Annotated in this window: 21 protein-coding genes and 1 other RNA gene; 3 read left to right on the top strand and 19 right to left on the bottom strand. The window is 65.0% G+C overall.

The genetic code is table 11. The features are described from left to right. Positions 1-29: 29 nt before the first annotated feature. Positions 30-956 carry a M23 family metallopeptidase gene (locus ACXI0U_RS02815; RefSeq protein ID WP_021218765.1) on the bottom strand — a complete coding sequence of 309 codons (927 nt, stop codon included), beginning with the start codon at positions 954-956 and terminating at the stop codon, positions 30-32. Positions 957-1,035: 79 nt separating this feature from the next. On the opposite strand from ACXI0U_RS02815, the gene ACXI0U_RS02810 reads away from it, so the two are divergent. After that, positions 1,036-1,497, top strand: coding sequence for a DciA family protein (locus ACXI0U_RS02810; RefSeq protein ID WP_021218766.1), 462 nt, complete (start codon positions 1,036-1,038; stop codon positions 1,495-1,497). A gap of 98 nt (positions 1,498-1,595) precedes the next feature. On the opposite strand, the gene lpxC is transcribed toward ACXI0U_RS02810, so the two are convergent. From lpxC to rsmI, 18 genes are all read right to left on the bottom strand, one after another. After that, positions 1,596-2,507 carry a UDP-3-O-acyl-N-acetylglucosamine deacetylase gene (gene lpxC, locus ACXI0U_RS02805; protein WP_021218767.1) on the bottom strand — a complete coding sequence of 304 codons (912 nt, stop codon included), beginning with the start codon at positions 2,505-2,507 and terminating at the stop codon, positions 1,596-1,598. 112 nt (positions 2,508-2,619) lie between these two features. Then, positions 2,620-3,807, bottom strand: coding sequence for a cell division protein FtsZ (gene ftsZ, locus ACXI0U_RS02800; RefSeq protein ID WP_021218768.1), 1,188 nt, complete (start codon positions 3,805-3,807; stop codon positions 2,620-2,622). Between the two features lie 47 nt (positions 3,808-3,854). Beyond that, a complete protein-coding gene (gene ftsA / locus ACXI0U_RS02795; RefSeq protein WP_021218769.1) occupies positions 3,855-5,105 on the bottom strand; it encodes a cell division protein FtsA in 1,251 nt (416 codons plus the stop codon). Positions 5,106-5,121: 16 nt separating this feature from the next. Beyond that, entirely contained in the window at positions 5,122-5,985 is an 864-nt protein-coding gene (locus ACXI0U_RS02790) for a cell division protein FtsQ/DivIB (RefSeq protein WP_021218770.1), read from the bottom strand. Positions 5,986-5,989: 4 nt separating this feature from the next. Then, on the bottom strand, positions 5,990-6,937 hold the full coding sequence (locus tag ACXI0U_RS02785) for a D-alanine--D-alanine ligase (protein ID WP_479549699.1): 948 nt from the start codon (positions 6,935-6,937) through the stop codon (positions 5,990-5,992). Beyond that, a complete protein-coding gene (gene murC / locus ACXI0U_RS02780) occupies positions 6,934-8,391 on the bottom strand; it encodes a UDP-N-acetylmuramate--L-alanine ligase (protein WP_479549698.1) in 1,458 nt (485 codons plus the stop codon). Before murC ends, ACXI0U_RS02785 begins: the two co-directional genes overlap by 4 nt. Next, complete coding sequence (murG, locus tag ACXI0U_RS02775; RefSeq protein WP_043241417.1) at positions 8,384-9,454, bottom strand: undecaprenyldiphospho-muramoylpentapeptide beta-N-acetylglucosaminyltransferase; 1,071 nt, start codon at positions 9,452-9,454, stop codon at positions 8,384-8,386. Before murG ends, murC begins: the two co-directional genes overlap by 8 nt. Next, positions 9,451-10,659 (bottom strand): putative lipid II flippase FtsW, encoded by a 1,209-nt coding sequence (gene ftsW, locus ACXI0U_RS02770; protein WP_021218774.1) that lies wholly within the window; start codon positions 10,657-10,659, stop codon positions 9,451-9,453. The genes murG and ftsW overlap by 4 nt, the downstream gene beginning before the upstream one ends. Next, complete coding sequence (gene murD, locus ACXI0U_RS02765; RefSeq protein WP_479549697.1) at positions 10,659-12,005, bottom strand: UDP-N-acetylmuramoyl-L-alanine--D-glutamate ligase; 1,347 nt, start codon at positions 12,003-12,005, stop codon at positions 10,659-10,661. Before murD ends, ftsW begins: the two co-directional genes overlap by 1 nt. Positions 12,006-12,012: 7 nt before the next feature. Then, on the bottom strand, positions 12,013-13,095 hold the full coding sequence (gene mraY, locus ACXI0U_RS02760; protein WP_021218776.1) for a phospho-N-acetylmuramoyl-pentapeptide-transferase: 1,083 nt from the start codon (positions 13,093-13,095) through the stop codon (positions 12,013-12,015). Positions 13,096-13,097: 2 nt separating this feature from the next. Next, complete coding sequence (locus ACXI0U_RS02755; protein WP_479549696.1) at positions 13,098-14,462, bottom strand: UDP-N-acetylmuramoyl-tripeptide--D-alanyl-D-alanine ligase; 1,365 nt, start codon at positions 14,460-14,462, stop codon at positions 13,098-13,100. Then, positions 14,455-15,918, bottom strand: coding sequence for a UDP-N-acetylmuramoyl-L-alanyl-D-glutamate--2,6-diaminopimelate ligase (locus ACXI0U_RS02750; protein ID WP_374979958.1), 1,464 nt, complete (start codon positions 15,916-15,918; stop codon positions 14,455-14,457). The genes ACXI0U_RS02755 and ACXI0U_RS02750 overlap by 8 nt, the downstream gene beginning before the upstream one ends. Then, the gene (locus tag ACXI0U_RS02745) at positions 15,918-17,651 is read right to left on the bottom strand and encodes a peptidoglycan D,D-transpeptidase FtsI family protein (protein ID WP_021218779.1); all 1,734 of its coding nucleotides are present in this window, start codon (positions 17,649-17,651) and stop codon (positions 15,918-15,920) included. Before ACXI0U_RS02745 ends, ACXI0U_RS02750 begins: the two co-directional genes overlap by 1 nt. Beyond that, a complete protein-coding gene (gene ftsL, locus ACXI0U_RS02740; protein ID WP_021218780.1) occupies positions 17,648-17,941 on the bottom strand; it encodes a cell division protein FtsL in 294 nt (97 codons plus the stop codon). The genes ACXI0U_RS02745 and ftsL overlap by 4 nt, the downstream gene beginning before the upstream one ends. After that, the gene (rsmH, locus tag ACXI0U_RS02735) at positions 17,938-18,885 is read right to left on the bottom strand and encodes a 16S rRNA (cytosine(1402)-N(4))-methyltransferase RsmH (RefSeq protein ID WP_431483575.1); all 948 of its coding nucleotides are present in this window, start codon (positions 18,883-18,885) and stop codon (positions 17,938-17,940) included. Before rsmH ends, ftsL begins: the two co-directional genes overlap by 4 nt. Next, on the bottom strand, positions 18,882-19,337 hold the full coding sequence (mraZ, locus tag ACXI0U_RS02730) for a division/cell wall cluster transcriptional repressor MraZ (RefSeq protein ID WP_031287485.1): 456 nt from the start codon (positions 19,335-19,337) through the stop codon (positions 18,882-18,884). Before mraZ ends, rsmH begins: the two co-directional genes overlap by 4 nt. 338 nt (positions 19,338-19,675) lie before the next feature. Continuing rightward, positions 19,676-20,033, bottom strand: an RNA gene (rnpB, locus tag ACXI0U_RS02725) — RNase P RNA component class A. A 40-nt stretch (positions 20,034-20,073) separates the two neighbouring features. Beyond that, positions 20,074-20,979: a 16S rRNA (cytidine(1402)-2'-O)-methyltransferase gene (gene rsmI / locus ACXI0U_RS02720; RefSeq protein ID WP_431483574.1), complete on the bottom strand. Its 906-nt coding sequence runs from the start codon at positions 20,977-20,979 to the stop codon at positions 20,074-20,076. Positions 20,980-21,068: 89 nt separating this feature from the next. On the opposite strand from rsmI, the gene ACXI0U_RS02715 reads away from it, so the two are divergent. Together ACXI0U_RS02715 and ACXI0U_RS02710 are read left to right on the top strand one after the other, a co-directional pair. Then, a complete protein-coding gene (locus ACXI0U_RS02715) occupies positions 21,069-22,880 on the top strand; it encodes a penicillin-binding protein activator (RefSeq protein WP_479549695.1) in 1,812 nt (603 codons plus the stop codon). Beyond that, positions 22,877-23,245, top strand: coding sequence for a YraN family protein (locus ACXI0U_RS02710; RefSeq protein WP_263400524.1), 369 nt, complete (start codon positions 22,877-22,879; stop codon positions 23,243-23,245). Before ACXI0U_RS02715 ends, ACXI0U_RS02710 begins: the two co-directional genes overlap by 4 nt. Positions 23,246-23,258: the final 13 nt, after the last annotated feature.

Here is a 23,258-nt window from a genome sequence, read left to right as displayed (position 1 = left end):
ACCCGGATTCGTTGTAGAGAAAAGTAGCGTTACTCCGCTGCTGCGGAACGAGCTATATAGAGGGCCGGGTTGACCACCTCACCGCCCCGGGTGACCTCGAAATGCACGTGGGCACCGGTGGATCGGCCACTGCTGCCGACTTCGGCGATGGCCTGGCCACGCTGCACCAGATCACCGACCTGCACCAGGTTCTTCTTGTTGTGTGCATAGAGGGTGCGATAGCCATCGGCATGGCTGATCTCGACCATGTTGCCGTAGCCGGTCTTGCGCCCGGACCAGGTGACGACACCCGCCCCGACGGCCAATACATCGCTGCCAGCCTTGGCGGCGAAGTCCACGCCCTTGTGCCGGCTCAAACGCCCCGTGAGGGGATCGGTGCGCACGCCGAAAGGCGAGGAGATGTAGCCCTGCAACACCGGGCGCCCGGCCAGGTGCTCAGCCGCACTGATGCGCCGTTCGCCCAGCAGTTGCTCGAGGACTTCCAGCTGCTGCTCGCGGCTTTCGAGGCGTTCGGTGAGGCTGTCCAGCACATCCATGAAGGGCGGGGCCTGGTAGGCGGGCGCGTCGAGGGGGTCTTCCGGGCCACCCTGGCCGACATTGAGGGAGAAGTCGAACTCGCTGGAGTCCAGCTCAGCCAGTTCGGCGACACGCTCGCCCAGCGCATCGAGCCGGGTGAGGCGGGCCTGGAGATCAGCGATATGCGCACCAAAAGCGTCCAGCTGGCGCTGGGCATCGGCCCGCGCCTGGCTCACCTGGCTGCGCTGCTCGTCGAGCGCGAGGGTCATCTGCTGGCTGTCTTCGGCGCTGGGCGCGGCCGGTTTGATCCAGGCGCCCAGAGCGATCCCCGATGCGAGAACCAGCGCCAGCAGCACGCCACCGAGCGCCAGGAGAACGCGCAGGTCGAGGCTCAGCGAACGCGCTGCCCCATGCCTGCGGCTCAGAAGAATGATGTGCATGACTTCCCCAATTGATCGAGCATTACCCGGTGCAGCCTTCTGCTACCATGGCCACTCTGTATTCTTCAGGCGTCCTGCCATGTCTTTTCGTCCCTTGCCGGCCCGGTCCCCCGCCGCACTGCTGCGTGAGGAAAAACCGCTCAAGGCCCTGTTCAACCAGGCCCAGCGCATCGACCATCTACAGCATCTGCTGGAAAGCCAACTGCAACCTGCAGCGCGCGAGCATTGCCGTGTCGCCTCGTGGCGAGAGGGCTGCCTGATGCTGATCATCAGCGACGGCCATTGGGCTACGCGCCTGCGCTACCAGCAACGTCGACTGCAGCGCCAGCTCCAGGCACTCGGAGAGTTCGCGACCTTAACGAAAATCATCTTCAAGGTGCAACCTCCCCAAGGCTCGGCACGTGCGCCAGGCCGCACCATCGAACTGTCGGCCTTCGCCGCGGAAAGCATCCAGGCAACCGCCGAAGGCATCGAAGACCCGAAGCTGCGCGCCGCCCTGGAGCGCCTTGCCGAACGCGGCCGCAAAAACCGCGACGACTGATCCTCCGCGACAATCCGCCGCTCTGCCCTCCCCTTCTTCCAGCACAAAAAAAGAGGCCACCCAATGGGTGGCCTCCAAAGAAAGGAAAGAGGTATTGCTTACACGGCCGCTACCGGGCGCATGTAGGAGATGGGTGCGGTCTTGGCGTCTTCGAAGGTGACCACTTCCCAGGCATCCTTGTCGGCGATCAGTGCACGCAGCAGGCGATTGTTGAGTGCATGACCGGACTTGTAGCCACGGAACTCGCCGATGAGGCTGTTGCCGAGCAGGTAGAGGTCGCCGATGGCATCGAGGATCTTGTGCTTGACGAATTCGTCCTCGTAACGGAGGCCGTCTTCGTTCAATACGCTGTCCTCGTCAACCACGATGGCGTTCTCGACACTGCCGCCCAGGGCCAGATTGTGCGAGCGAAGGAATTCCAGATCACGCACGAAACCGAAGGTACGGGCGCGGCTGACTTCCTTGACGAAGGTGGTGCTGGAGAAATCGACAGACGCTTTCTGAGTGCGACCGTTGACCACCGGGTGGTCGAAGTCGATCTCGAAAGTGACCTTGAAACCATCGAACGGTACGAAGGTGGCGCGCTTGTCGCCATCCTGCACGCTCACTTCACGTTTGATGCGAATGAAGCGCTTGGCTGCGTCCTGTTCCTCGAGGCCAGCGGACTGGATGAGGAATACGAACGGACCGGCGCTGCCATCCATGATCGGTACTTCGGCTGCGGACAGCTCGACATAGGCGTTGTCGATGCCCAGGCCAGCCATGGCCGAGAGCAGGTGCTCGACCGTGCCGACCTTGACGTCGCCATTGAAAAGGTTGGTGGACATGGTGGTCTCACCGACGTTTTCGGCATAGGCGGCGATCTGGACGACGGGGTCCAGGTCGGTACGGCAGAACACGATGCCGGTATCCACAGGGGCGGGCTTGAGGGTCAGGTAGACCTTTTCCCCGGAGTGCAGCCCTACGCCTGTGGCTCGGATGACGTTCTTTAAAGTGCGTTGTTTGATCATGGCAGTGGCCGCTTTCGCGCTAGTTGCGAACAGTTTTCAACAATGGCCGGGGATGATAGCAGAACCGGCCTTTGCTGAACACCAATCACAGACATAGCGTCGATAAACTTCATCAATCGGCCTGACGGCGCAGGAAGGCCGGAATGTCCAGGTAATCCAGGTCATCCTGGGGGTTCATCTTGGCGGCGGTTGCGGCGCTGCCATGAGCCTGGTTGCGCATGACGGTCGGACGGTCCAGGTCACGGTAGTTGACCGACGGCTGTTCAGCGCGCTGCTGTGCCGGGGCGGCCACGGCGGCGGTGGACTGAACGGTGTTGTCGACGACCTTGACCGGTTTTTCCAGGCGCGCGCCCAGACCGGTGGCGACCACGGTGACGTGCAGCTCGTCGCGCATGTCCGGATCGATCACGGTGCCCACCTTGACGGTGGCGTGCTCGGAAGCGAACTGCTCGATGATGTTGCCGACATCGGAGTACTCACCCAGGGACAGGTCAGGACCGGCGGTGATGTTGACCAGGATGCCGCGGGCGCCTTGCAGGTTGACGTCATCCAGCAACGGGTTGCGGATGGCTTCCTCGGTGGCCTCACGGGCGCGATTCGGACCGCTGGCGCAGCCGGTACCCATCATCGCCATGCCCATTTCGCTCATCACGGTCTTCACGTCGGCGAAGTCGACGTTGATCATGCCGGGACGCTTGATGATGTCGGAGATACCGCGAACGGCACCGGCCAGCACGTCATCCGCCTTGGAGAACGCGGACAGCAGGCTTGCGTCCTTGCCGAGGATGGTCAGCAGCTTCTCGTTGGGGATGGTGATCAGCGAGTCGACGCTTTCCGACAGCGCGCGGATGCCCTCATCGGCGATCTGCATGCGCTTGCGGCCTTCGAACGGGAACGGACGGGTCACCACCGCAACGGTGAGGATGCCCATGTCCTTGGCCACTTCAGCGATGATCGGCGCCGCACCGGTACCGGTACCGCCACCCATGCCGGTGGTGATGAAGACCATGTCGGTGCCTTGCAGCACTTCGGCGATGCGCTCGCGGTCTTCCAGGGCGGCCTGGCGGCCGATTTCCGGATTGGCACCTGCGCCCAGACCCTTGGTAACGCCTGGGCCGAGTTGCAGGACGGTGCGCGCACCGACGTTCTTCAGAGCCTGGGCATCGGTGTTGGCGCAGATGAACTCGACGCCTTCGATGTTGCTCTTGGCCATGTGATTGACCGCGTTACCGCCGCCACCACCTACGCCGATTACCTTGATCACCGCGGTTTGCGGGACGTTATCTACGAGTTCGAACATTTCCCCTCTCCTTCCTTTTCTAGTTGTATCGCCTACTGCAAAACTCTTTAGAAGTTGCCCTGGACCCAGCGCTTGAGCCGTTCCAGAACAGGTGTCTTGGGTTCGTCACTGAAGCTGCCCAGACCGCCGGACATCGAAATGCCGTCGGACTGCTTCTGCAGGCCGTACATGAGCAGGCCAACGCCGGTCGAGTAGATCGGGTTGCGCACCACGTCGCTCAGCCCCTTGACGCTATGCGGCACGCCCAGGCGCACCGGCATGTGGAAAATCTCTTCGGCGAGCTCGACCGCGCCCTCCATCTTCGCGGTGCCGCCGGTCAGGACGATGCCCGCCGGGATCAGGTCCTCGTAGCCGCTGCGGCGCAGCTCGGCCTGGATCAGGGTGAAGAGCTCGTCGTAACGTGGCTCGACCACTTCGGCCAGTGCCTGGCGCGAGAGTTCCCGCGGCGGGCGGTCACCGACGCTCGGCACCTTGATGGTTTCGCCGGCACCGGCCAGTTTGGCCAGGGCACAGGCGTAGCGGATCTTGATCTCTTCGGCGTACTGGGTGGGCGTACGCAGGGCCATGGCGATGTCGTTGGTCACCTGGTCGCCGGCGATCGGGATCACCGCGGTATGACGGATCGCGCCCTCGGTGAAGATGGCGATGTCGGTGGTGCCGCCGCCGATGTCCACCAGGCACACGCCCAGCTCCTTCTCGTCGTCGGTGAGCACCGAGTAGGCCGAGGCCAGCTGCTCGAGGATGATGTCGTCCACCTCCAGGCCGCAGCGGCGCACGCACTTCTCGATGTTCTGCGCCGCGTTCACCGCGCAGGTCACCACGTGGACCTTGGCTTCCAGACGCACGCCGGACATGCCCAGGGGTTCGCGCACCCCTTCCTGGTTATCGATCACGTAGTCCTGGGCCAGGGTGTGCAGCACCCGCTGGTCAGCCGGGATGGCGACGGCCTGAGCGGCGTCGAGCACGCGCTCGATGTCCGCCGGGCTCACCTCGCGATCACGGATCGCCACGATGCCATGGGAGTTCAGGCTACGGATGTGATTGCCGGCCACGCCGACGAAGGCCGAGTGGATGCGGCAGCCCGCCATCATCTGCGCCTCTTCCACCGCGCGCTGGATGGACTGCACGGTGGACTCGATGTTCACCACCACGCCCTTCTTCAGGCCGCGGGAGGGATGGGTGCCGATCCCGACGATCTCCAGCTGGCCGTCGGCCGCGATCTCGCCCACCAGCGCCACCACCTTGGAGGTGCCGATATCCAGGCCGACGATCATCTTGCCGCTCTGCACGCTTGCCATGGTTCTAACCTTCTCCTCAATTCGCACGGCTGGCTACGGCCGCCGCGGGTGCCTCTACCGGGGTTCGCCACGCTACCGCCAAGCCGTTGGGGTAACGCAGGTCGACGCGCTCGATGTTGGCGATCTGTTCTTTGAGCGTCTTCTCGTAGATCGAGATGAAGCGACGCATCTTTTCCACCAGATGATCCCTACCCAGGAGGATCTCCACGCCCTGTCCGGTGGACAGGAACCAGCTGCCGCGCTCGCGCAGCTCCAGTCGGGTGATGGAGAACCCGAGCGGGCGCAACATCTGGCTGAGCATCTGGTACTGCTGCATCACCTGTTCCTGGGCGCGCTGGGGCCCCCACAGCTGCGGCAGTTGTTCGTAATGGGCCAGTTCACGCGGGGTGAAGGCCTGGCCCTGGTTGTTCAGCAGTGCCTCGTCGCCCCAGCGGGCGATCGGCAATTGTTCTTCCAGGCGGATCATCACCTGGTCCGGCCATACCCGGCGCACCTCGGCGTGGGCGATCCAGGGCATCTGCTCCAGCTCGCTGCGCATGCCGGCCAGGTCGATGCTGAAGAAGCTCGCCGCGATGTACGGGGCGATGCGCTGCTGCACCGCCTGCTGGCTGATGTAGCTCAGGTCGCCCTGCACGTTGATCTTGGCGATGGGGCGATCCGCATAGGGCAGCAACCGCTGCGCCGCTTCATAGGCACCGAACCCCAGCACCACCAGCACCACCGGCCAGACCAGGCGTTTGAACACGCTGAAGTTCGGCTTGGGCAGGCGGGTACTGAGCGGCTCCTTGGCCACCATCCGGCTGGCACCACGCGGCACCGGCTTGCGCTGGGGAGCGCGGCCGATGGCGGGTTGCGGATGACGGATCGCGGCGCCACGCATGTGCTTAACCTCGTGCCTCGACGCTGTCGGCCAGGATCGCCAGCACCAGTTGCTGGTAATCCAAGCCCGCAGCGCGAGCGGCCATCGGGACCAGGCTGTGGTCGGTCATGCCTGGAACGGTATTCACTTCCAACAGCCAGAAGCGGCCATCGGCGTCCTGCATCACGTCGGCACGTGCCCAACCCTGGGTGCCCACCGCCTCGCAAGCACGCGCAGTCAGGTCCTTGAGCTCCTGTTCCTTGGTCGCATCCAGCCCACAGGGAATCTGGTACTGGGTATCGCTGGCCAGGTACTTGGCGTCGTAGTCGTAGAAGGTGTGCGGCGTACCCAGGCGAATGGGCGGCAGCACCTGCCCGCGAAGCATCGCGATGGTGTACTCCGGACCGTGGATCCACTGCTCCACCAGCACCTGGGAGTCGTAACGGCTGGCGCCTTTCCAGGCCTCCACCAGCGCTTCGACGTCCGCCACCTTGGCCATGCCGATGCTCGACCCTTCGTGGGCCGGCTTGACGATCAGCGGGAAGCCCAGGGACTCGGCCGCCGCGCGGCAATCCACCTCGCTGGCCAGCACCGCGTGACGCGGCGTGGACAGGCCGAGGCTCTGCCACACCTGCTTGGTACGCAGCTTGTCCATCGCCAGGGCGGACGCCAGTACACCGCTGCCGGTGTAGGGGATGCCCAGGCACTCCAGCAGGCCCTGCATGCTGCCGTCTTCGCCGCCACGGCCGTGGAGGACGATGAAGGCGCGGTCGATCTTCTCGGCGGCCAGGCGCTGCAGCAGGTCATCGCCAACGTCGATACCGAAGGCGTCGACGCCTGCGCCCTGGAGCGCTTCCAGAACCATGCTGCCGGACTTCAGCGACACTTCACGCTCGGCACTGCGACCGCCGTAGAGCACGGCGACACGACCGAACGCCTTGGGATCGAGCGTGGACTTCAGGTTCGCACTCATGACTCTTTCCTCGCGGCGGCATCACCGGCGCCACCGAACATCGGGTTCTGGATCAGTTGCGGGGCCAGGCCACCGATATCGCCGGCGCCCTGGCAAAGCAGGATGTCGCCAGCGCGCAGCAGCGGCTTGACCAGCGGCGCCAGGTCGACGCCGCGCTCGATGTAGATCGGGTCCAGCTGGCCGCGCTGGCGGATGCTGTGGCACAGCTGGCGGCTGTCCGCACCGGGGATGGGCTCTTCGCCCGCCGGGTAGACCTCCATCAGCAGCAGCACGTTGGACTCGCCCAGCACCTGCACGAAGTCGTCGTACAGATCACGGGTGCGGCTGTAGCGGTGCGGCTGGTAGACCATCACCAGGCGGCGCTCCGGCCAGCCGCCCCGTACGGCCTTGATCACCGCCGCGACTTCGCGCGGGTGGTGGCCATAGTCGTCGACCAGCATCACGCTGCCGCCTTCGACCTGCAGCTCGCCGTAGACCTGGAAGCGGCGGCCCACGCCCTGGAAGCCCGACAGGCCACGGACGATGGCCTCGTCATCGATGCCTTCATCGGTGGCGATGGCGATAGTCGCCAGCGCGTTCAATACGTTGTGGTTGCCCGGCATGTTCACCGAGACGTCCAGCGGCGCACGGTCCTTGCGCAGCACGGTGAAGAAGGTCTGCATGCCCTGCTGGCGCACGTTGATGGCGCGCAGGTCGGCGTCCTCGGCGAAGCCGTAGGTCACGGTCGGGCGCGCCACCTGCGGGAGGATCTCGCGCACCACCGGGTCGTCCACGCAGAGCACTGCCAGGCCATAGAACGGCAGGTTGTGGAGGAACTCGACGAAGGTCTTCTTCAGCTTGTTGAAGTCGCCGCCATAGGTGCTCATGTGGTCGGCGTCGATGTTGGTGACCACGGCGACCATCGGCTGCAGGTGCAGGAAGCTGGCATCGCTTTCATCGGCTTCGGCCACCAGGTAGCGGCTGGTGCCCAGTTGCGCGTTGGTGCCGGCGGCGTTCAGGCGGCCGCCGATGACGAAGGTCGGGTCCAGGCCACCGGCGGCGAATACCGAGGCGATCAGGCTGGTGGTGGTGGTCTTGCCATGGGTACCGGCAACGGCGATGCCGTGGCGGTAGCGCATCAGTTCGGCCAGCATCTCGGCGCGCGGCACCACGGGGATGCGACGCTCCAGGGCGACGGCGACTTCCGGGTTGGCCTTGTTCACTGCACTGGAAACCACCAGCACATCGGCGTTCTCGGCGTTCTCGGCGCGGTGGCCGATGAAGATCTGCGCGCCGAAGGTCTCCAGGCGAGCGGTCACGGCCGAGGCCTTGAGGTCGGAGCCGGAGACGTTGTAACCGAGGTTCAGCAACACCTCGGCGATCCCGCACATGCCCACGCCGCCGATGCCGACGAAGTGGATGCGGCGGATACGGCGCATTTCCGGTTGCGGCATGGCTTTTTGGCTCTCAACCATGGGCCACCTCCAGGCAGATATCGACCACGCTGCGGGTGGCATCGGGCTTGGCCAGACTGCGGGCGATAGCGCCCATGGCCTTGAGTCGTTCGGGTTGCATCAGTACCTCGGTCAACCGCGCGGCGAGTGTGGCCGCGTCGGTGGCATGTTGCGGGAGAAGGAAGGCCGCGCCCTCCTTCGCCAGGTAATCGGCATTGCGCGACTGGTGATCGTCGATCGCATGGGGCAGCGGCACCAGGAAGGACGGCAACCCGGCGGCGGCGAGCTCGCTGACGGTCAGCGCGCCGGAGCGGCAGATGACCAGATCGGCCCAGGCATAGGCCCGCGCCATATCCTTGATGAAGGGTGCGACCTCCGCTTCGACACCGGCCTCGCGATAACGCTCCGCGGTGACCCCATCGTGATTCTTGCCGGCCTGGTGGAACACCTGCGGGCGCAGCTCGGCGGGCAGCAAGGCAACGGCTGCCGGCAGCAATTTGTTCAACGGCTCGGCGCCCAGGCTGCCGCCCAGCACCAGCAGGCGCGGCGTGCGGCCGGCCAGGGCATCGCGCGGAGTTTCCAGGAACAGCTCTTCGCGCACCGGGTTGCCGGTGGTACGGCGCTTGTCGCTGGTGCCGAAGGTGTCGGGGAAGGCTTCGCACACGCGGCTGGCGAAGGGCGCCAGGCTGCGGTTGGCGGTGCCGGCGACGGCGTTCTGCTCGTGGATCACCAGCGGTACGCCGGCCAGGCGCGCGGCCAGGCCGCCGGGGCCGGTCACGTAACCGCCCATGCCCAGTACGCAGACGGGCTTCAGCTCGCTCACCACACGGCGCGCCTGGAACAGCGAGCGCACCAGGGCGAACGGAGCCTTGAGCAGGGATTTCACACCCTTGCCACGCAGGCCGGTGACCTGGATCAGGTGCAGCGGCAGGCCGGCCTGGGGCACCAGGTCGTTCTCGATGCCGCGCGGGGTGCCCAGCCAGTGCACGCTGTAGCCACGGGACTGGAACTCACGGGCGCAGGCCAGGGCGGGGAACACATGCCCACCGGTGCCGCCGGCCATGATCAATACGTTGCCACTCATGGGCGCACCTCTTCTTCGAGGAAGTCGCTCTCGACGAACTCGATGTCTTCATTGCCCAGATGGGTCCGGCTCTCCCATTCGATCCGCAGCAGCAGCGCGAGGCAGACGCAGCAGATCACCAGGGAGCTGCCGCCGTAGCTGAGGAACGGCAGGGTCAGGCCCTTGGTCGGCAGCAGGCCGACGTTCACGCCGATGTTGATCAGCACCTGGCCGATCCACTGGAAGGCCAGGCCATAGGCCACATAGGCCGAGAAATACTGGCGCGCGCGCTCGGCGCACAGGCCGATGTGCAGCGCGCGCACGCTGACGAACACGAACAGGCCGACCGTCGCCAGTGCGCCGACCATGCCCAGCTCCTCCGCCAACACGGCGAAGACGAAGTCGGTATGCGCCTCGGGCAGGTAGAACTGCTTCTGGATGCTGTTGCCCAGGCCGACGCCGAACCATTCGCCACGGCCGAAGGCGATCAGCGCCTGGCTCAACTGGTAGCCGGCGCCGTATTGGTCGGCCCAGGGGTCGATGAAGTTGGTCAGACGCTGCATCCGGTAGCTCTGGCTGGTCATCACCAGTATCCCGGCCCCCAGTACCGCACCGACCAGCGGTACGAAGCGCACCAGGTTGATGCCGCCGAGGAACAGCATGGCGATGCACGAGCCCACCAGCACGACGGTGGCGCCGAAGTCCGGCTCCGCCAGCAGCAGCACGGCGATGGGGCCGAGCACCAGCATGGGCTTGATGAAACCGGTGAGCTTCTCGCGCACTTCATCCTGGCGACGCACCAGGTAGCCGGCGATGAACATCACGGTGAACAGCTTGGCCAGTTCGGACGGCTGCAGGTTGAACAGGCCGAAGCCGATCCAGCGCTTGGCACCGTTGACCTCGCGACCGATGCCCGGCAGCAGCACCAGGATCAGCAGCACGAAGGCGAGCAGCATCAGGCGCGCGCCATGGCGCTGCCAGAAGCTCATGGGCACCTGCAGGGTAATGATGCAGGCGACCCCGCCGATGGCCAGGTAGATCAGATGGCGGATGGAGTGATAAAGCGGATTGCCGGACAGCGCTGCCGCCACCTCGGACGACGCCGAGGTGATCATCACCAGGCCCAGGCCGAGCAGCGCCAGGCAACCCGCGAGCAGCGGGAAGTCCAGGTCGATGCCACGGCGACTGCGCAGTGGCGACTGCAGGGCGAACAGGCGGGCCAGCATCAGGCAAGACCCTCCGCAGCCTGGGCGAACAGGCGCCCGCGTTCTTCGAAGTTCTTGAACATGTCGAGACTGGCACAGGCGGGCGACAGCAGCACGGCGTCCCCTTCCTGGGCGAGTTCGGCGCAACGGCTCACGGCCTCATCCAGGGTGCGCACCCGTACCAGCGGCAATGCATCGCCCAGGACAGAGGCGATCTGCTCGGCATCACGCCCCAGCAGCACCACGGCACGGCAGAAGCGCGCAACGGGCTCGCGCATGCTGGAGAAGTCGGCGCCCTTGCCATCGCCGCCGGCGATCAGCACCAGCTTGCCATCGATGTCGGCGCCCAGCCCTTCGATCGCCGCCAAAGCGGCGCCGACGTTGGTGGCCTTGGAGTCGTCGTAATACGCCACGCCGTTGCGCTCGCGTACCCACTGGCAGCGATGGGCCAGGCCGGCGAAGGTCTTCAGGGTGTCCAGCATCGGTTCCATGGGCAGCCCCACTGCATGGCCGAGGGCCAGGGCCGCCAGGGCATTGGCCTGGTTATGGGCACCACGGATCTTCAGCTCGCGCACGGGCAGCAGCTTGTCGAACTGGAAGGCCAGGTACTTCTCGCCATCCTCCTCGACCAGGCCGAAGCCCTTGAAGTCGGGTTTGTTCAGGCCGAAGGTCCAGCACGGCAACTGATCGGCCACCAGCGGACGGGATAACGCATCGCCACGATTGACCACCACCTGCCGGGCGCCGCGGAAGATGCGGTGCTTGGCCAGGTGATAGGCCTGCATGTCGGCGTAGCGATCCATATGGTCTTCGCTGACGTTGAGCACCGTGGCCACCTCGGCATTGAGCCGATCGGTGGTTTCCAGCTGGAAGCTGGACAGTTCCATGACATACAGGTCGATGTCGTCGGCCAGCAGATCCAGCGCCGGAGTGCCCAGGTTGCCGCCAACGGCGACCTTGCGCCCGGCCGCCAGCGCCATCTCGCCCACCAGGGTGGTGACGGTGCTCTTGGCATTGGAACCGCTGATGGCGACGATCGGCGCCTTGGCGTAGCGGGCGAACAGTTCGATATCACCAGACAGCTTGACGCCGCGCTTGGCCGCTTCCTGCAGCGCCGGGGTGGCCAGGGCCAGGCCGGGGCTCACGTAAAGCTCGCTGGCACGGCTGAGGAAGTCCACGTCCAGTTCGCCGCAACGCACTTCCACGCCCGGGTACTGGGCACGCAGGGTGGCCAGCTCGGGCGGATTCTCGCGCGTGTCGGCCACGGCGAAACGCACGCCCTGGCGCGCCAGGAAGCGCACCAGGGACATGCCGCTCTTGCCGAGGCCGACAACGATGCGGAACTGGTCGGAAGCGATCAGGCTCATGGTCTCCTCAACGCAGCTTCAAGGTGGCGAGGCCGATCAGCACGAGGATCACGGTAATGATCCAGAAGCGCACGATCACGCGGGGCTCGGGCCAGCCTTTCAGTTCGAAGTGGTGGTGGATAGGGGCCATGCGGAATACACGACGGCCGGTCAGCTTGAACGAGGCGACCTGGATCATCACGGACAGGGTCTCCATGACGAACACGCCGCCCATGATGAACAGCACCACTTCCTGGCGCACGATCACGGCGATGGTGCCCAGGGCGGCGCCCAGCGCCAGGGCGCCGACGTCACCCATGAAGACCTGGGCCGGATAGGTGTTGAACCAGAGGAAGCCGAGGCCGGCACCGACCAGGGCGGCGCAGAACACGATCAGCTCGCCCGCACCCGGCACGTAGGGGATGAACAGGTATTCGGCGAACTTGATGTTGCCCGACAGGTAGCAGAAGATCCCCAGCGCGCCGCCGACCATCACGGTCGGCATGATCGCCAGGCCGTCCAGGCCGTCGGTCAGGTTCACCGCGTTGCTCGAGCCGACGATCACGAAGTAGGTCAGCACGATGAAGCCCGCGCCCAGCGGGATGCCCACATCCTTGATCAGCGGCAGGATCAGGGTGGTCTCCACCGGGCTGGTGGCGGTCATATAAAGGAAGACCGCCGCGCCGATACCGAACACCGATTGCCAGAAGTACTTCCAGCGGCTCGGCAGGCCACGGGAGTTCTTCTCGATCACCTTGCGGTAGTCGTCCACCCAGCCGATGGCGCCGAACAGCAGGGTCACACCGAGGACCACCCAGACGTAGCGGTTGGACAAGTCGGCCCAGAGCAGCGTGCTGATGCCGATGGCGGTGAGGATCAACGCACCGCCCATGGTTGGGGTGCCGGACTTGGAGAGGTGCGATTGCGGCCCGTCGTTGCGTACGGACTGGCCGATCTGGCGCACCTGCAGGGTGCGGATCATCCAGGGTCCGAGGCACAGCGACAGCGACAGCGCCGTGAGGACGCCGAGAATCCCGCGCAGGGTCAGGTACTGGAACACCCCGAACCCCTTGTAGAACTGTTGCAGGTACTCAGCGAGCAGCAGCAGCATGATTAGTGAGCCTCCCCCGTTCCGCAGATGGCCGCGACGATCTTCTCCATCGCCGCGCTGCGAGAACCTTTGATCAGAATTGTTGTGTTGGCGTCCTGCTCGTCGACCAGGGCCTGGATAAGGCTGGACTGATCAGCGAAATGGCGCCCATCGTCGCCGAACGCGGCGACGGCGTGCGCCATCTGAGGACCGACTGCATAGAGCGCGCTGACCTTGCCCCGCGCGTGGAGACCCACGTCGCGATGACCCTGTTCGGCCCATTCCCCCAGCTCGCCCATGTCCCCGAGCACCAGAACGGTACGCCCAGGAAAACCGGCGAGTATATCAACGGCCGCGATCATCGAAGCCGGGTTGGCGTTGTAGCTGTCATCGATCACGCGCATACCGCTGGGCGCCAACTGCGCTACGGTGCGGCCCTTGACCGGTTGCAGGTTCTGCAGCCCCTCGCTGATACCGACCAGCGGTACGCCCAGGGCATGGGCAGCGGCAGCAGCGGCCAGGGCATTGGCGACGTTGTGCAGGCCCAGCAGGTTGAGCTGGATGTTCGCTTCCCCAGCCACACCCTTGAGCGTGAAGGCCATGCAGCCACGGGCATCGCGGACGATGGATTCGGCACGCAGGTCGGCATCCTCAGCCTTGAGGCCAAAGCTCAGCACCTGGCGAGCGCCATTGCGCTGGCGCCAGGTTTCGAAGGCCTTGTCATCGCGGTTGAGCACGGCAACGCCATCGGCAGCCAGGCCTTCGAGGATCTCGCCCTTGGCCAGGACGATCTTCTCCGGCCCACCGAACTCGCCGACATGGGCGGTACCGGCATTGTTGATGATGGCCACCTGGGGCCGGGTCAGGCCGACGGTGTAGGCGATTTCGCCGACTCGCGAGGCACCCAGCTCGATCACGGCACTGCGGTGTTCCGGCGCCAGTTCGAGCAGGGTGAGCGGGGCGCCCAGGTCGTTGTTCAGGTTGCCACGGGTCGCCAGGACCGGACCCTGGGTACGCAGGATGCTGGCGAGCATCTCCTTGACCGTGGTCTTGCCACTGGAACCGGTCACCGCCGCTACCTTGCCGGTAAACGCGTCACGATTGAGCGCGCCGAGCTGGCCGAGCGCCACTCGGGTATCGCCGACCAGCAGTTGCGGCAGGGGCGCGCCCGGAATCTCTCGCTGAACGAGCGCCGCGACAGCGCCCTTGCTGGCCACGTCCGCCAGGTAGTCGTGCCCATCGAAATTCGGACCGACCAGCGCGATGAACAACTGGCCGGGCTCGACGCGCCGGCTGTCGGTGGTCACTGCCGAGAATGCAGCATCAGCACCGATCAGCCGGGCGTGCAAAGGCGTCTGCAGAGCGGAGAGGCGCATGGGCTCAAGCATGGCTCGCCCCCCAGGCGCCCAGGGCGGCCTCGGCTTCCTGCAGATCGGAGAACGGCAGGCGTTCGCCGTTGATTTCCTGGTAATCCTCATGGCCTTTGCCCGCCAGCAGCACGACGTCGTCGCGCCCCGCATTGGCGATCAAACGGGCAATGGCGGCACCGCGTCCGTGCACGAACTCGGCCTTGGCGGCGTCAGCGAAACCAGGGCGGATGTCGTCGAAGATCTGCGCGGGGTCTTCGCTGCGCGGGTTGTCGTCGGTGACCAGCACATGGTCAGCCAGGCGTTCGGCCAGGCCCGCCATCAGCGGGCGCTTGCCGCGATCGCGATCACCACCGCAGCCGAACAGGCACAGCAGGCGACCACGGGCATGGGGGCGCAAGGCTTCGAGGACTTTTTCCAACGCATCGGGCGTGTGTGCGTAATCCACCACAACCAGCGGCTTGTCGCCGCCACCCAGGCGCTGCATGCGGCCGACGGGCCCTTGCAGGCCAGGCAGCGCACGGAGGATTTCATCCAGCGGGTAGCCCATGCCCAACAGGGCACCGACAACCGCCAGCAGGTTGCTCAGGTTGAAGCGGCCCAGCAACGGACTGCGCAGCAAGCCTTCCCCCTGGGGCGTCACAAGGCTGGCACGCACACCATCATCATCGAAGTGGGCTTCACGGCAATAGATGAAGGCCGACGCATCTTCCTGGCTGTAGCCGATGAGACGCGACTCATGCTCGTGCGACGCCAGTTCGCGGCCGAACGCATCGTCGAGGTTGATCACCCGGCAGCGCAGTTGCGGCCAGTCGAACAGCCGGGCCTTGGCGGCGCCATAGGCTTCCATCGAGCCGTGGTAGTCGAGATGGTCACGGGACAGGTTGGTGAACACGGCGATATCGAAGGCGAGCGCGGCGACACGGCCCTGCTCCAGCCCATGGGACGATACTTCCATTGCCACCGCGCGGGCACCGGCCTGCTTGAGGTTGGCCAGGGTCGCCTGCACCGCCAGGGGATCGGGTGTGGTGTGGCGGCCGCTTTCCAGTTCGCCATGGAAGCCGGTACCCAGGGTGCCGACGATGCCGCAGCGCTCGCCGAGCAGGTCGAGGGCCTGGGCGATCAGCTGGCTGACGCTGGTCTTACCGTTGGTACCGGTAACACCGACCAGGTTCAGACCACGGCTGGGCTCGCCATAGAAGCGCCCGGCAATGGCCGAGAGCTGGCCGGCCAGGCCTTTGATGGCAACCAGCTCGGCGCCGCTGGCGTCGATGGCTGCCGTCCCTTCAGACTCATAGGCGACAGCAGTGGCACCACGCGCGATGGCGTCGGCGATGTGGGCACGGCCGTCTTGCTGAATACCCGGTACCGCCAGGAACAGATCGCCCGGACGCACCTTGCGGCTGTCCAGGGTCAGTTCACGGATGAGGGTGGCGCTTTCGGCCTGGGGCAACAATTGATTCAGTGGCATGGGCATCAGATACGCCCTCCTTTGCCGGTAGCCGCTGCTGCGGTCTGTTGTTCCTCGGTGGGCAGGTTGTCCGGGGCGATGTTCATCAGGCGCAGTGCGCCCGCCATGACCCTGCCGAATACGGGTGCGGAGACCAGGCCACCGAAGTAGCCGGCCTTGCTGGGCTCGTCGATCACCACCACCATCGCCAGACGCGGGTTGGTGGACGGAGCGAAGCCCGCGAACAGCGAGCGATAGGCGTTCTGGGTATAGCCCTTGGCGCCGACCGTAGCCTTGCGCGCCGTGCCGCTCTTGCCTGAAACGTGGTAGCCGGGCACCTGGGCCCGGAATACGCCGCGCGGCGCCTCGACCACTTGCTGGAGCATGCCCTGCATGGTCTTGGCGACCTCGTCGGGAATGACCTGGGCGCCGACCGGGACGGTATCGACCCGGGTCATGGACAGCGGAACCGCCTGCCCATGATTGGCCAGGGTGGCGTAGGCATGGACCATCTGGATCGCCGTGACCGACAGGCCATAGCCATAGGACAGGGTCGCGGTCTCGGCCTTGCGCCACTCGCGGTGGTTGGGCAGGTTGCCGACGCGCTCGCCGGGGAAGCCGAGACCTGTGTCCTGCCCGAGGCCAAGCTGGCGCATGGTCTCGTAGATGGTCTCGCCACCGATGTCGAAGGCGATCTTGCTCATGCCGACGTTGCTGGAGTTGATCAGGATGCCCGTCAGATCGAGGATCGGGCCCTCGGTCTTGGAAACGTCCTTGATGGTGTAGCGACCGATCTGCAACGAGCCGGGGTAGACCTCGACCTTGTCTTCCGGTTTCCAGCGGCCACTCTGCAATGCTGCGGACATGGAGAACGGCTTCACGGTGGAGCCGGGCTCGAACACATCAATCATGGCGCGGTTGCGCATGGCAGCCGGCTGCAGGTTGCGGCGGTTGTTCGGGTTGTAGGTGGGCTGGTTGGCCATCGCCAGCACTTCACCGGTCTTGACGTCGACGATCACCAGGCTGCCCGCCTTGGCGCCGTTTTCCACCAGGGCGTTACGCAGCTCGCGGTGGGCGAGGTATTGCAGGCGCAGGTCGATGGACAGGGCCAGGGTCTTGCCCGGCTTTGCATTCTTGCTGACCTGCACGTCCTTGATCAGTCGGCCACGACGGTCCTTGAGCACCTGGCGCTTGCCGGGCACGCCCGCCAGCCACTGGTCGAAGGACAGCTCGACGCCCTCACGGCCACGGTCATCCACGTCGGTGAAGCCAACCACATGGGCGGTGACCTCGCCGGCCGGGTAGAAGCGGCGGAACTCTTCGATGGCATACACACCCGGCAGCTTGCGGGCGAGGATGGCCTGCCCCTGCTCCGGAGTCAGGCCGCGAGCGAGGTAAAGGAATTCACGATTGGCGTTCTGATCGATGCGCTCGGCGAAGATCTTCGGATCCTGCCCCAGGGTCGCGGCGATCACCGGCCACTGGTCGCGCACGGGCATCAGGTCCTTGGGGTTGGTCCATAGGGTGGTGACCGGGGTGCTGACGGCCAGGGGCTCGCCGTTGCGATCGGTGATCAGGCCACGATGCGCAGGGATCGGGATGTGCCGCACGCTGCGCGCATCACCCTGCCCCTTGAGGAAGTCGCGGTCGATGACATGCAGGTCGACGATGCGCCAGGAAATGGCCGCCACCATCAACGCGAGCAATGCCAGGACGACCCGGAAGCGCCAGGGATAGAGCGCCCCCTCGAGTTTGATCATGGCGCCACCATGCGGATTTCCGCAGGCTCGGGGATGCGCATCTTCAGCTGCTCGCTGGCCAGCGATTCGATGCGGTTGTGCGCCGTCCAGGTGCTCTGCTCGAGCACCAGGCGCCCCCACTCGGCCTGCGCCTTGTCGCGCACGCTGAGCTCGGTATAAAGCTTGTTCAGCAACTGCCTGTTCCAATGCGCGCTATAGGACACGCCAATCGCGGAAACCAGTACCGCGATGAACAACAGCAGCATCAGGAAACTGCCGCCTGGCAGAGGCTTGGCATAGAGGCGGCTCATCTGAGCTTCTCCGCCACGCGCATGACCGCGCTGCGCGAGCGCGGGTTGGCCTTCAATTCTGCATCGGAAGCGAACTGCGGCTTGCCCAGCAACCTCAAGCGCGGGTCGAAGGCCGGGGGACGGATCGGCAGGTTGCGCGGCAGCTTGTCCGCTTCGCCCTTGGCATGCTTGCGCATGAACAGCTTGACGATGCGGTCTTCCAGGGAGTGGAAGCTGATTACCACCAGGCGCCCGCCAATGGCGAGGTTCTCCAGGGCAGCGTCAAGGCCGCGCTCCAGATCGCCCAGTTCGTTGTTCACATGGATGCGGATACCCTGGAAAGCACGGGTAGCCGGGTTCTTGCCCTTCTCCCAGGCGGGGTTGGCGGCGGTCAGGACCGCAGCCAGATCAGAGGTGCGCTCGAAGGGCTTCTCGACGCGACGCTGTACGACGGCACGCGCCATGCGCTTGGCAAAACGCTCTTCGCCGTACTCCTTGAGTACACGGGCGATCTCGTCCTCGGGCGCGGTGGCGATCCACTGCGCCGCACTGACACCGCGCGTGGGGTCCATGCGCATGTCGAGGGGGCCGTCGTTGAGGAAGCTGAAACCGCGCTCGGCATCATCCAGCTGCGGGGAGGACACCCCGAGGTCGAGCAGCACGCCGTCCACCTTGCCCGACAGGCTGCGCTCGGCCAGCTCGCCAGCCATCTCGGCAAAACTGCGTTGCACAATGACAAAGCGGCCGTCTTCGGCCGCCAGCGCTTGCCCTGTAGCTATGGCTTGGGGGTCTTTATCGAAACCGAGTAGCCGCCCCTCCTCGCCAAGATGCTGGAGGATGAGCCGGCTGTGCCCTCCGCGACCGAAGGTGCCGTCCAGGTAACAGCCGTCCGCACGCACGGCGAGACTCTCTACGGCCTCGTCGAGCAGGACGGTGATATGGCGGAAGCTGCTTTCGGTACTCACAGGATAAGGTCACGCAGTTCGTCCGGCAGGCCGCCGGGTTGTTTGATTGCCATGAGGTCCGCGTCGGAAATCGCGTTCCAGGCGTCTTCGTCCCAGATCTGGAACTTGTTCAACTGGCCGACCAGCATTGCCTTCTTGTCCAGGCCCGCGTACTCGCGCAAGCGCGGCGGGACCAGGAAACGACCGTTACCGTCCAACTCGAGGTCGACGGCGTTACCGATCAGGAGACGTTGCAACCGGCGGGTTTCTTCACGCAGGGACGGCAGCTCACGAAGCTTGGCTTCGATGAGCTCCCACTCGGGCAGCGGATAAAGGGTCAAGCAGCGGTCCACGGCGTCGATCGTGACGATCAACTGCCCATCACAACGCGAAAAAAGCTCATCCCGATACCGACTCGGCATCGCGATGCGCCCTTTGGCGTCGAGACTGATGGCATTTGCTCCGCGAAACACGGCTGCGTTTCCCCTTTTTTAGGCTTCCCGTACCAATTGATCCCACTTCGTCCCACTTTGCACCACTTCCGCACACTATAGAAATGCGCGCGCCCCACCGTCAAGGCAGGCAAAGACGGAAAATTCCTTACAGGACGGAGATTTAGCGAGCTTTTGGGAGGGGCAAGAAGAGATATTGCAGAGGATTTCAGGCACAAAAATGAAGCACACCAGAACGCTGGAGCGCGAACTTAAAGTAATTTCTCAAGAGTAAGATTTTTTCGGTATTTCAGACGTGGTGCAAATTCGGTATTTCGGACGCAGGGCAAAGAAGGGGAATGAAGCGGAAGTGGGAAAAAGTGGAGAGTCGATCTGTAAGCCGGGTTCTGTCGTGGACAGTCATTCATCTACGGCTGCCATCACTGACAGCCTTTAGCAACCTACCCGAATCCGACGCGGGCCGCGCCAAGGATTCCTATTTGGTCTTGCTCCGAGTGGGGTTTACCTAGCCACGAACTGTTGCCAGTCGTGCGGTGCGCTCTTACCGCACCTTTTCACCCTTACCGGCGCTTGCGCGCTTAGGCGGTTATTTTCTGTGGCACTTTCCGTAGGCTTTCGCCTCCCAGGCGTTACCTGGCACTCTGCCCTATGGAGCCCGGACTTTCCTCCCTCTCAAAATCGCGAACGAAATGAGACAGCGACTGTCCGATCGACTCTCCGCCGCCAAGGGTAGCGGCAGGCCAGCATAAGAACAAGCTCAAGAATCGCTTTGACGCTCCAGGGCGGCCTGGTAAAGCAGGTTCTTGCGCACCCCGGTGATCTCCGCAGCCAGCGACGCAGCTCGTTTCAAGGGGAGTTCGCCCAGCAGCAGATCGAGCACACGCAGCGCCTCGCCACTGATCGCATCCTCGCCCTCCGGCTCCTGCCAGCCGGCCACCAGCAGCACACATTCACCCCGCTGCTGGTTGGAATCGGCAGCCACCCAGTCACGCAACGCCGAGAGCGGGGAGCCCTTGAGCGTTTCGAAGGTCTTGGTCAGCTCCCTCGCCAAAACCGCCGAGCGCTCCTCACCGAAGACCGTGACCATATCCTCCAGGCACTCGAGCAGACGATGGGGCGCTTCGTAGAAGATCAAGGTACGCGGCTCTTCCTTCACCCGCTCCAGACGGGAGCGACGCCCCACCGCCTTGGCAGGCAGAAAGCCTTCGAAGATGAAGCGATCAGATGGCAGCCCCGCCGCCGAAAGCGCAGCAATGAGCGCACTGGGGCCAGGCACCGGGACAACCGTGACACCGGCGGCCCGCACCTGGCGCACCAGGTGATAGCCGGGGTCGGAAATCAACGGGGTGCCCGCATCGGAGATCAGCGCCACATCTTCGCCAGCCTGCAGGCGCGCCAGGAAACGCCCGCCCTCTTCTCGCTCATTGTGATCGTGGCAAGCCGCCAGAGGCGTATTGATACCGAAATGCTGCAGCAGACGAACGGAATGACGGGTGTCTTCGGCAGCGATAAGCGCCACATCGCGCAGCACCCGCAGGGCACGGGCACTGATGTCGTCGAGGTTGCCGATCGGCGTGGCCACCACATAGAGCTTGCCCAAGGTGACAGCAGAGCCTGGGGAAACGGTCACAAGACACCTCGGAATTGACTTAAAGGCGCGCATTGTAGCCCGTTTCTGACCTCCAACATCGCACCCCGGGCGGGCCTTGGGTACAATCCCCCGCTTCTTTGATCGAGTACCGGGATCGTTAAATGATCGCTTGCCTGCGCCCGCTTTCCGCACTCTGCCTCGCCGGCCTGCTGGCCGCCTGCGGCAGTTCGCCCACCTCCAACCTCGGCGAACTGCCCCGCACGCCTCAGGCCAGCATCGAGCAGATGCTTCAGCAAGCGAACGACAGCAAGCCCGAGCAAGCGGCCTCGCTGCGCCTCTCCGCTGCCGACCTGGCATACAAGCAGCAGGATATCGGCCGCTCGGCACGCATTCTCGAGCAGGTCCAGCTCGACGGCCTCAAGCCCGCCCAGCAGGTATTCGCCAGCACGCTTGCCGCCGAACTGGCCATGGCACGCAACCAGCCGAAAAGCGCACTCAAGGCCCTGAGCCACCCCAGCCTCGAGCGCCTGGGTGAACTGCCGGTCGAACAGCAGACCCGCACCCAGCTGGTTCGCGCCCGCGCCCTGGAGGCCGATGGCCAGAACCTCGCGGCAGCCCGTGAGCGCGTGTTCATCGCCCCGCTGCTCAACGGCGAAGCCGAGAAAGCCAACCATGAAGCCATCTGGACGCTGGTCTCCAACCTGCCAGCCGACCAGCTCCAGGCAGGCGGCGACGCCGACCTCGCGGGCTGGATGGAACTGGCCCGTGTAACCAAAGGCGCCGGCACCCTGGAACAGCAGCAGGCCGCCATCGAATCCTGGCGCACCCAGCACCCCCAGCACCCGGCCGCCGAAACGCTGCCCGCCCCGCTGGTGAAACTGAAGGAGCTGGCCAATCAGCCCCTGACCAAGATCGCCCTGCTCCTGCCCCAGGAAGGCCCTCTCGCCTCCGTGGCCCGCGCCCTGCGCGACGGTTTCCTCGCCGCCCACTACCAGGCCCAGCAAGCCGGCCAGAACCCTCCGGCCATCCAGCTCTATGACAGCTCGCACCTCAGCTCCCTGGACGACTTCTATCGCCAGGCCCAGGCCGACGGCGTGCAACTGGTGGTTGGCCCGTTGGAGAAGCCCCTGGTCAAGCAGATGAGCGACCGCGAGCAGCTGCCCATTACCACCCTGGCCCTGAACTACAGCGACGCCGGCCAGGAAGGCCCCGCTCAATTGTTCCAGTTCGGTCTCGCCGCCGAGGATGAAGCCCGCGAAGTGGCACGCCGCGCCTGGGGTGACGGCATGCGCCGCGCCGTGGCACTGGTGCCTCGCGGCGAATGGGGCGATCGCGTACTCAACGCCTTCCGCCAGAGCTGGGAGCAGTCCGGTGGCAGCCTGATCGCCGCCGAACATGTCGACCAACCGGTCGAACTCGCCCAGCAGATCGCCGACCTGTTCCAGCTGCGCCAGAGCGAATCGCGTGCCAAGCGCCTGCAAGGCACGCTGGGCACACAGGTTGCCGCCCAGCCCTCTCGCCGCCAGGACGTCGACTTCATCTTCCTCGCCGCCACCCCGCAGCAGGCCCAGCAGATCAAGCCGACCCTGGCCTTCCAGTACGCGGGTGACGTGCCGGTGTACGCGACCTCCCACCTGTTCACCGGCAGCAACAACCAGGCGCAGTACCTGGACCTGAACGGCATCCGTTTCTGCGAAACCCCCTGGCTGCTGAACAGCAACGACCCGCTGCGCCAGGAAGTCGACCGCCAATGGCCGCAAGCAGGCGGCAGCCTGGGCCGCCTCTACGCAATGGGCGTGGACGCCTATCGACTGGCCCCCCGCCTGAACCAGCTCAAGGCGCTTCCGGAAAGCCGCGTTGATGGCCTCTCCGGCAGCCTTAGCCTCAACCCCGCGCAACGTGTCGAGCGTCAACTGCCCTGGGCCGAATTCCGTGACGGCCAGGTCCAGCGACTTCCCGACAGCGATTCTTGAACCAGCGGCAATCCAGCGGGCAAGCGGCGGAAGCACTTGCTCGCTCCCACCTCGAAAAGCACGGCCTGCGCCTGCTCGCCAGCAACTGGCGATGCCCACGGGGCGAGCTCGATCTGGTCATGCTGGACGGCGATACAGTAGTATTCGTCGAAGTGCGCTACCGGCGGCATGCCGCCTGGGGCGGAGCGCTGGAAAGCGTCGATGCGCGCAAGCGCGCCAAGCTGATTACCGCGGCCCAGCACTTCCTCCTCAAGGAGTCCCGCTGGGCCAGATACCCGTGCCGATTTGACGTGGTCGCCATCAACTCGATGGATGGCGACTCACCCCCGCGACTGACATGGCTGCAAAACGCCTTTGATACCTGAGCAGTCGCTCCCA

It is taken from the genome of Pseudomonas sp. C9D1, assembly GCF_056491235.1.
Note: the sequence above shows the minus strand (reverse complement) of the source record. Positions and strands in the feature narration are given on the sequence as shown.

Excerpts from the sequence above, each read along its gene's own strand:
- ftsA (WP_021218769.1), bottom strand. The coding sequence starts at position 5,105 with ATGGCAAGCGTGCAGAGCGGCAAGATGATCGTCGGCCTGGATATCGGC.
- ACXI0U_RS02745 (WP_021218779.1), bottom strand. The coding sequence starts at position 17,651 with ATGATCAAACTCGAGGGGGCGCTCTATCCCTGGCGCTTCCGGGTCGTC.
- murC (WP_479549698.1), bottom strand. The coding sequence starts at position 8,391 with ATGGTTGAGAGCCAAAAAGCCATGCCGCAACCGGAAATGCGCCGTATC.
- rsmI (WP_431483574.1), bottom strand. The coding sequence starts at position 20,979 with ATGCGCGCCTTTAAGTCAATTCCGAGGTGTCTTGTGACCGTTTCCCCA.
- ACXI0U_RS02810 (WP_021218766.1), top strand. The coding sequence starts at position 1,036 with ATGTCTTTTCGTCCCTTGCCGGCCCGGTCCCCCGCCGCACTGCTGCGT.
- ftsW (WP_021218774.1), bottom strand. The coding sequence starts at position 10,659 with ATGCTGGCCCGCCTGTTCGCCCTGCAGTCGCCACTGCGCAGTCGCCGT.
- ACXI0U_RS02715 (WP_479549695.1), top strand. The coding sequence starts at position 21,069 with ATGATCGCTTGCCTGCGCCCGCTTTCCGCACTCTGCCTCGCCGGCCTG.
- lpxC (WP_021218767.1), bottom strand. The coding sequence starts at position 2,507 with ATGATCAAACAACGCACTTTAAAGAACGTCATCCGAGCCACAGGCGTA.
- murG (WP_043241417.1), bottom strand. The coding sequence starts at position 9,454 with ATGAGTGGCAACGTATTGATCATGGCCGGCGGCACCGGTGGGCATGTG.
- ACXI0U_RS02755 (WP_479549696.1), bottom strand. The coding sequence starts at position 14,462 with ATGCTTGAGCCCATGCGCCTCTCCGCTCTGCAGACGCCTTTGCACGCC.
- mraY (WP_021218776.1), bottom strand. The coding sequence starts at position 13,095 with ATGCTGCTGCTGCTCGCTGAGTACCTGCAACAGTTCTACAAGGGGTTC.
- ftsZ (WP_021218768.1), bottom strand. The coding sequence starts at position 3,807 with ATGTTCGAACTCGTAGATAACGTCCCGCAAACCGCGGTGATCAAGGTA.
- ACXI0U_RS02815 (WP_021218765.1), bottom strand. The coding sequence starts at position 956 with ATGCACATCATTCTTCTGAGCCGCAGGCATGGGGCAGCGCGTTCGCTG.
- ACXI0U_RS02785 (WP_479549699.1), bottom strand. The coding sequence starts at position 6,937 with ATGAGTGCGAACCTGAAGTCCACGCTCGATCCCAAGGCGTTCGGTCGT.
- ACXI0U_RS02790 (WP_021218770.1), bottom strand. The coding sequence starts at position 5,985 with ATGCGTGGCGCCGCGATCCGTCATCCGCAACCCGCCATCGGCCGCGCT.
- ftsL (WP_021218780.1), bottom strand. The coding sequence starts at position 17,941 with ATGAGCCGCCTCTATGCCAAGCCTCTGCCAGGCGGCAGTTTCCTGATG.
- murD (WP_479549697.1), bottom strand. The coding sequence starts at position 12,005 with ATGAGCCTGATCGCTTCCGACCAGTTCCGCATCGTTGTCGGCCTCGGC.
- ACXI0U_RS02750 (WP_374979958.1), bottom strand. The coding sequence starts at position 15,918 with ATGCCCATGCCACTGAATCAATTGTTGCCCCAGGCCGAAAGCGCCACC.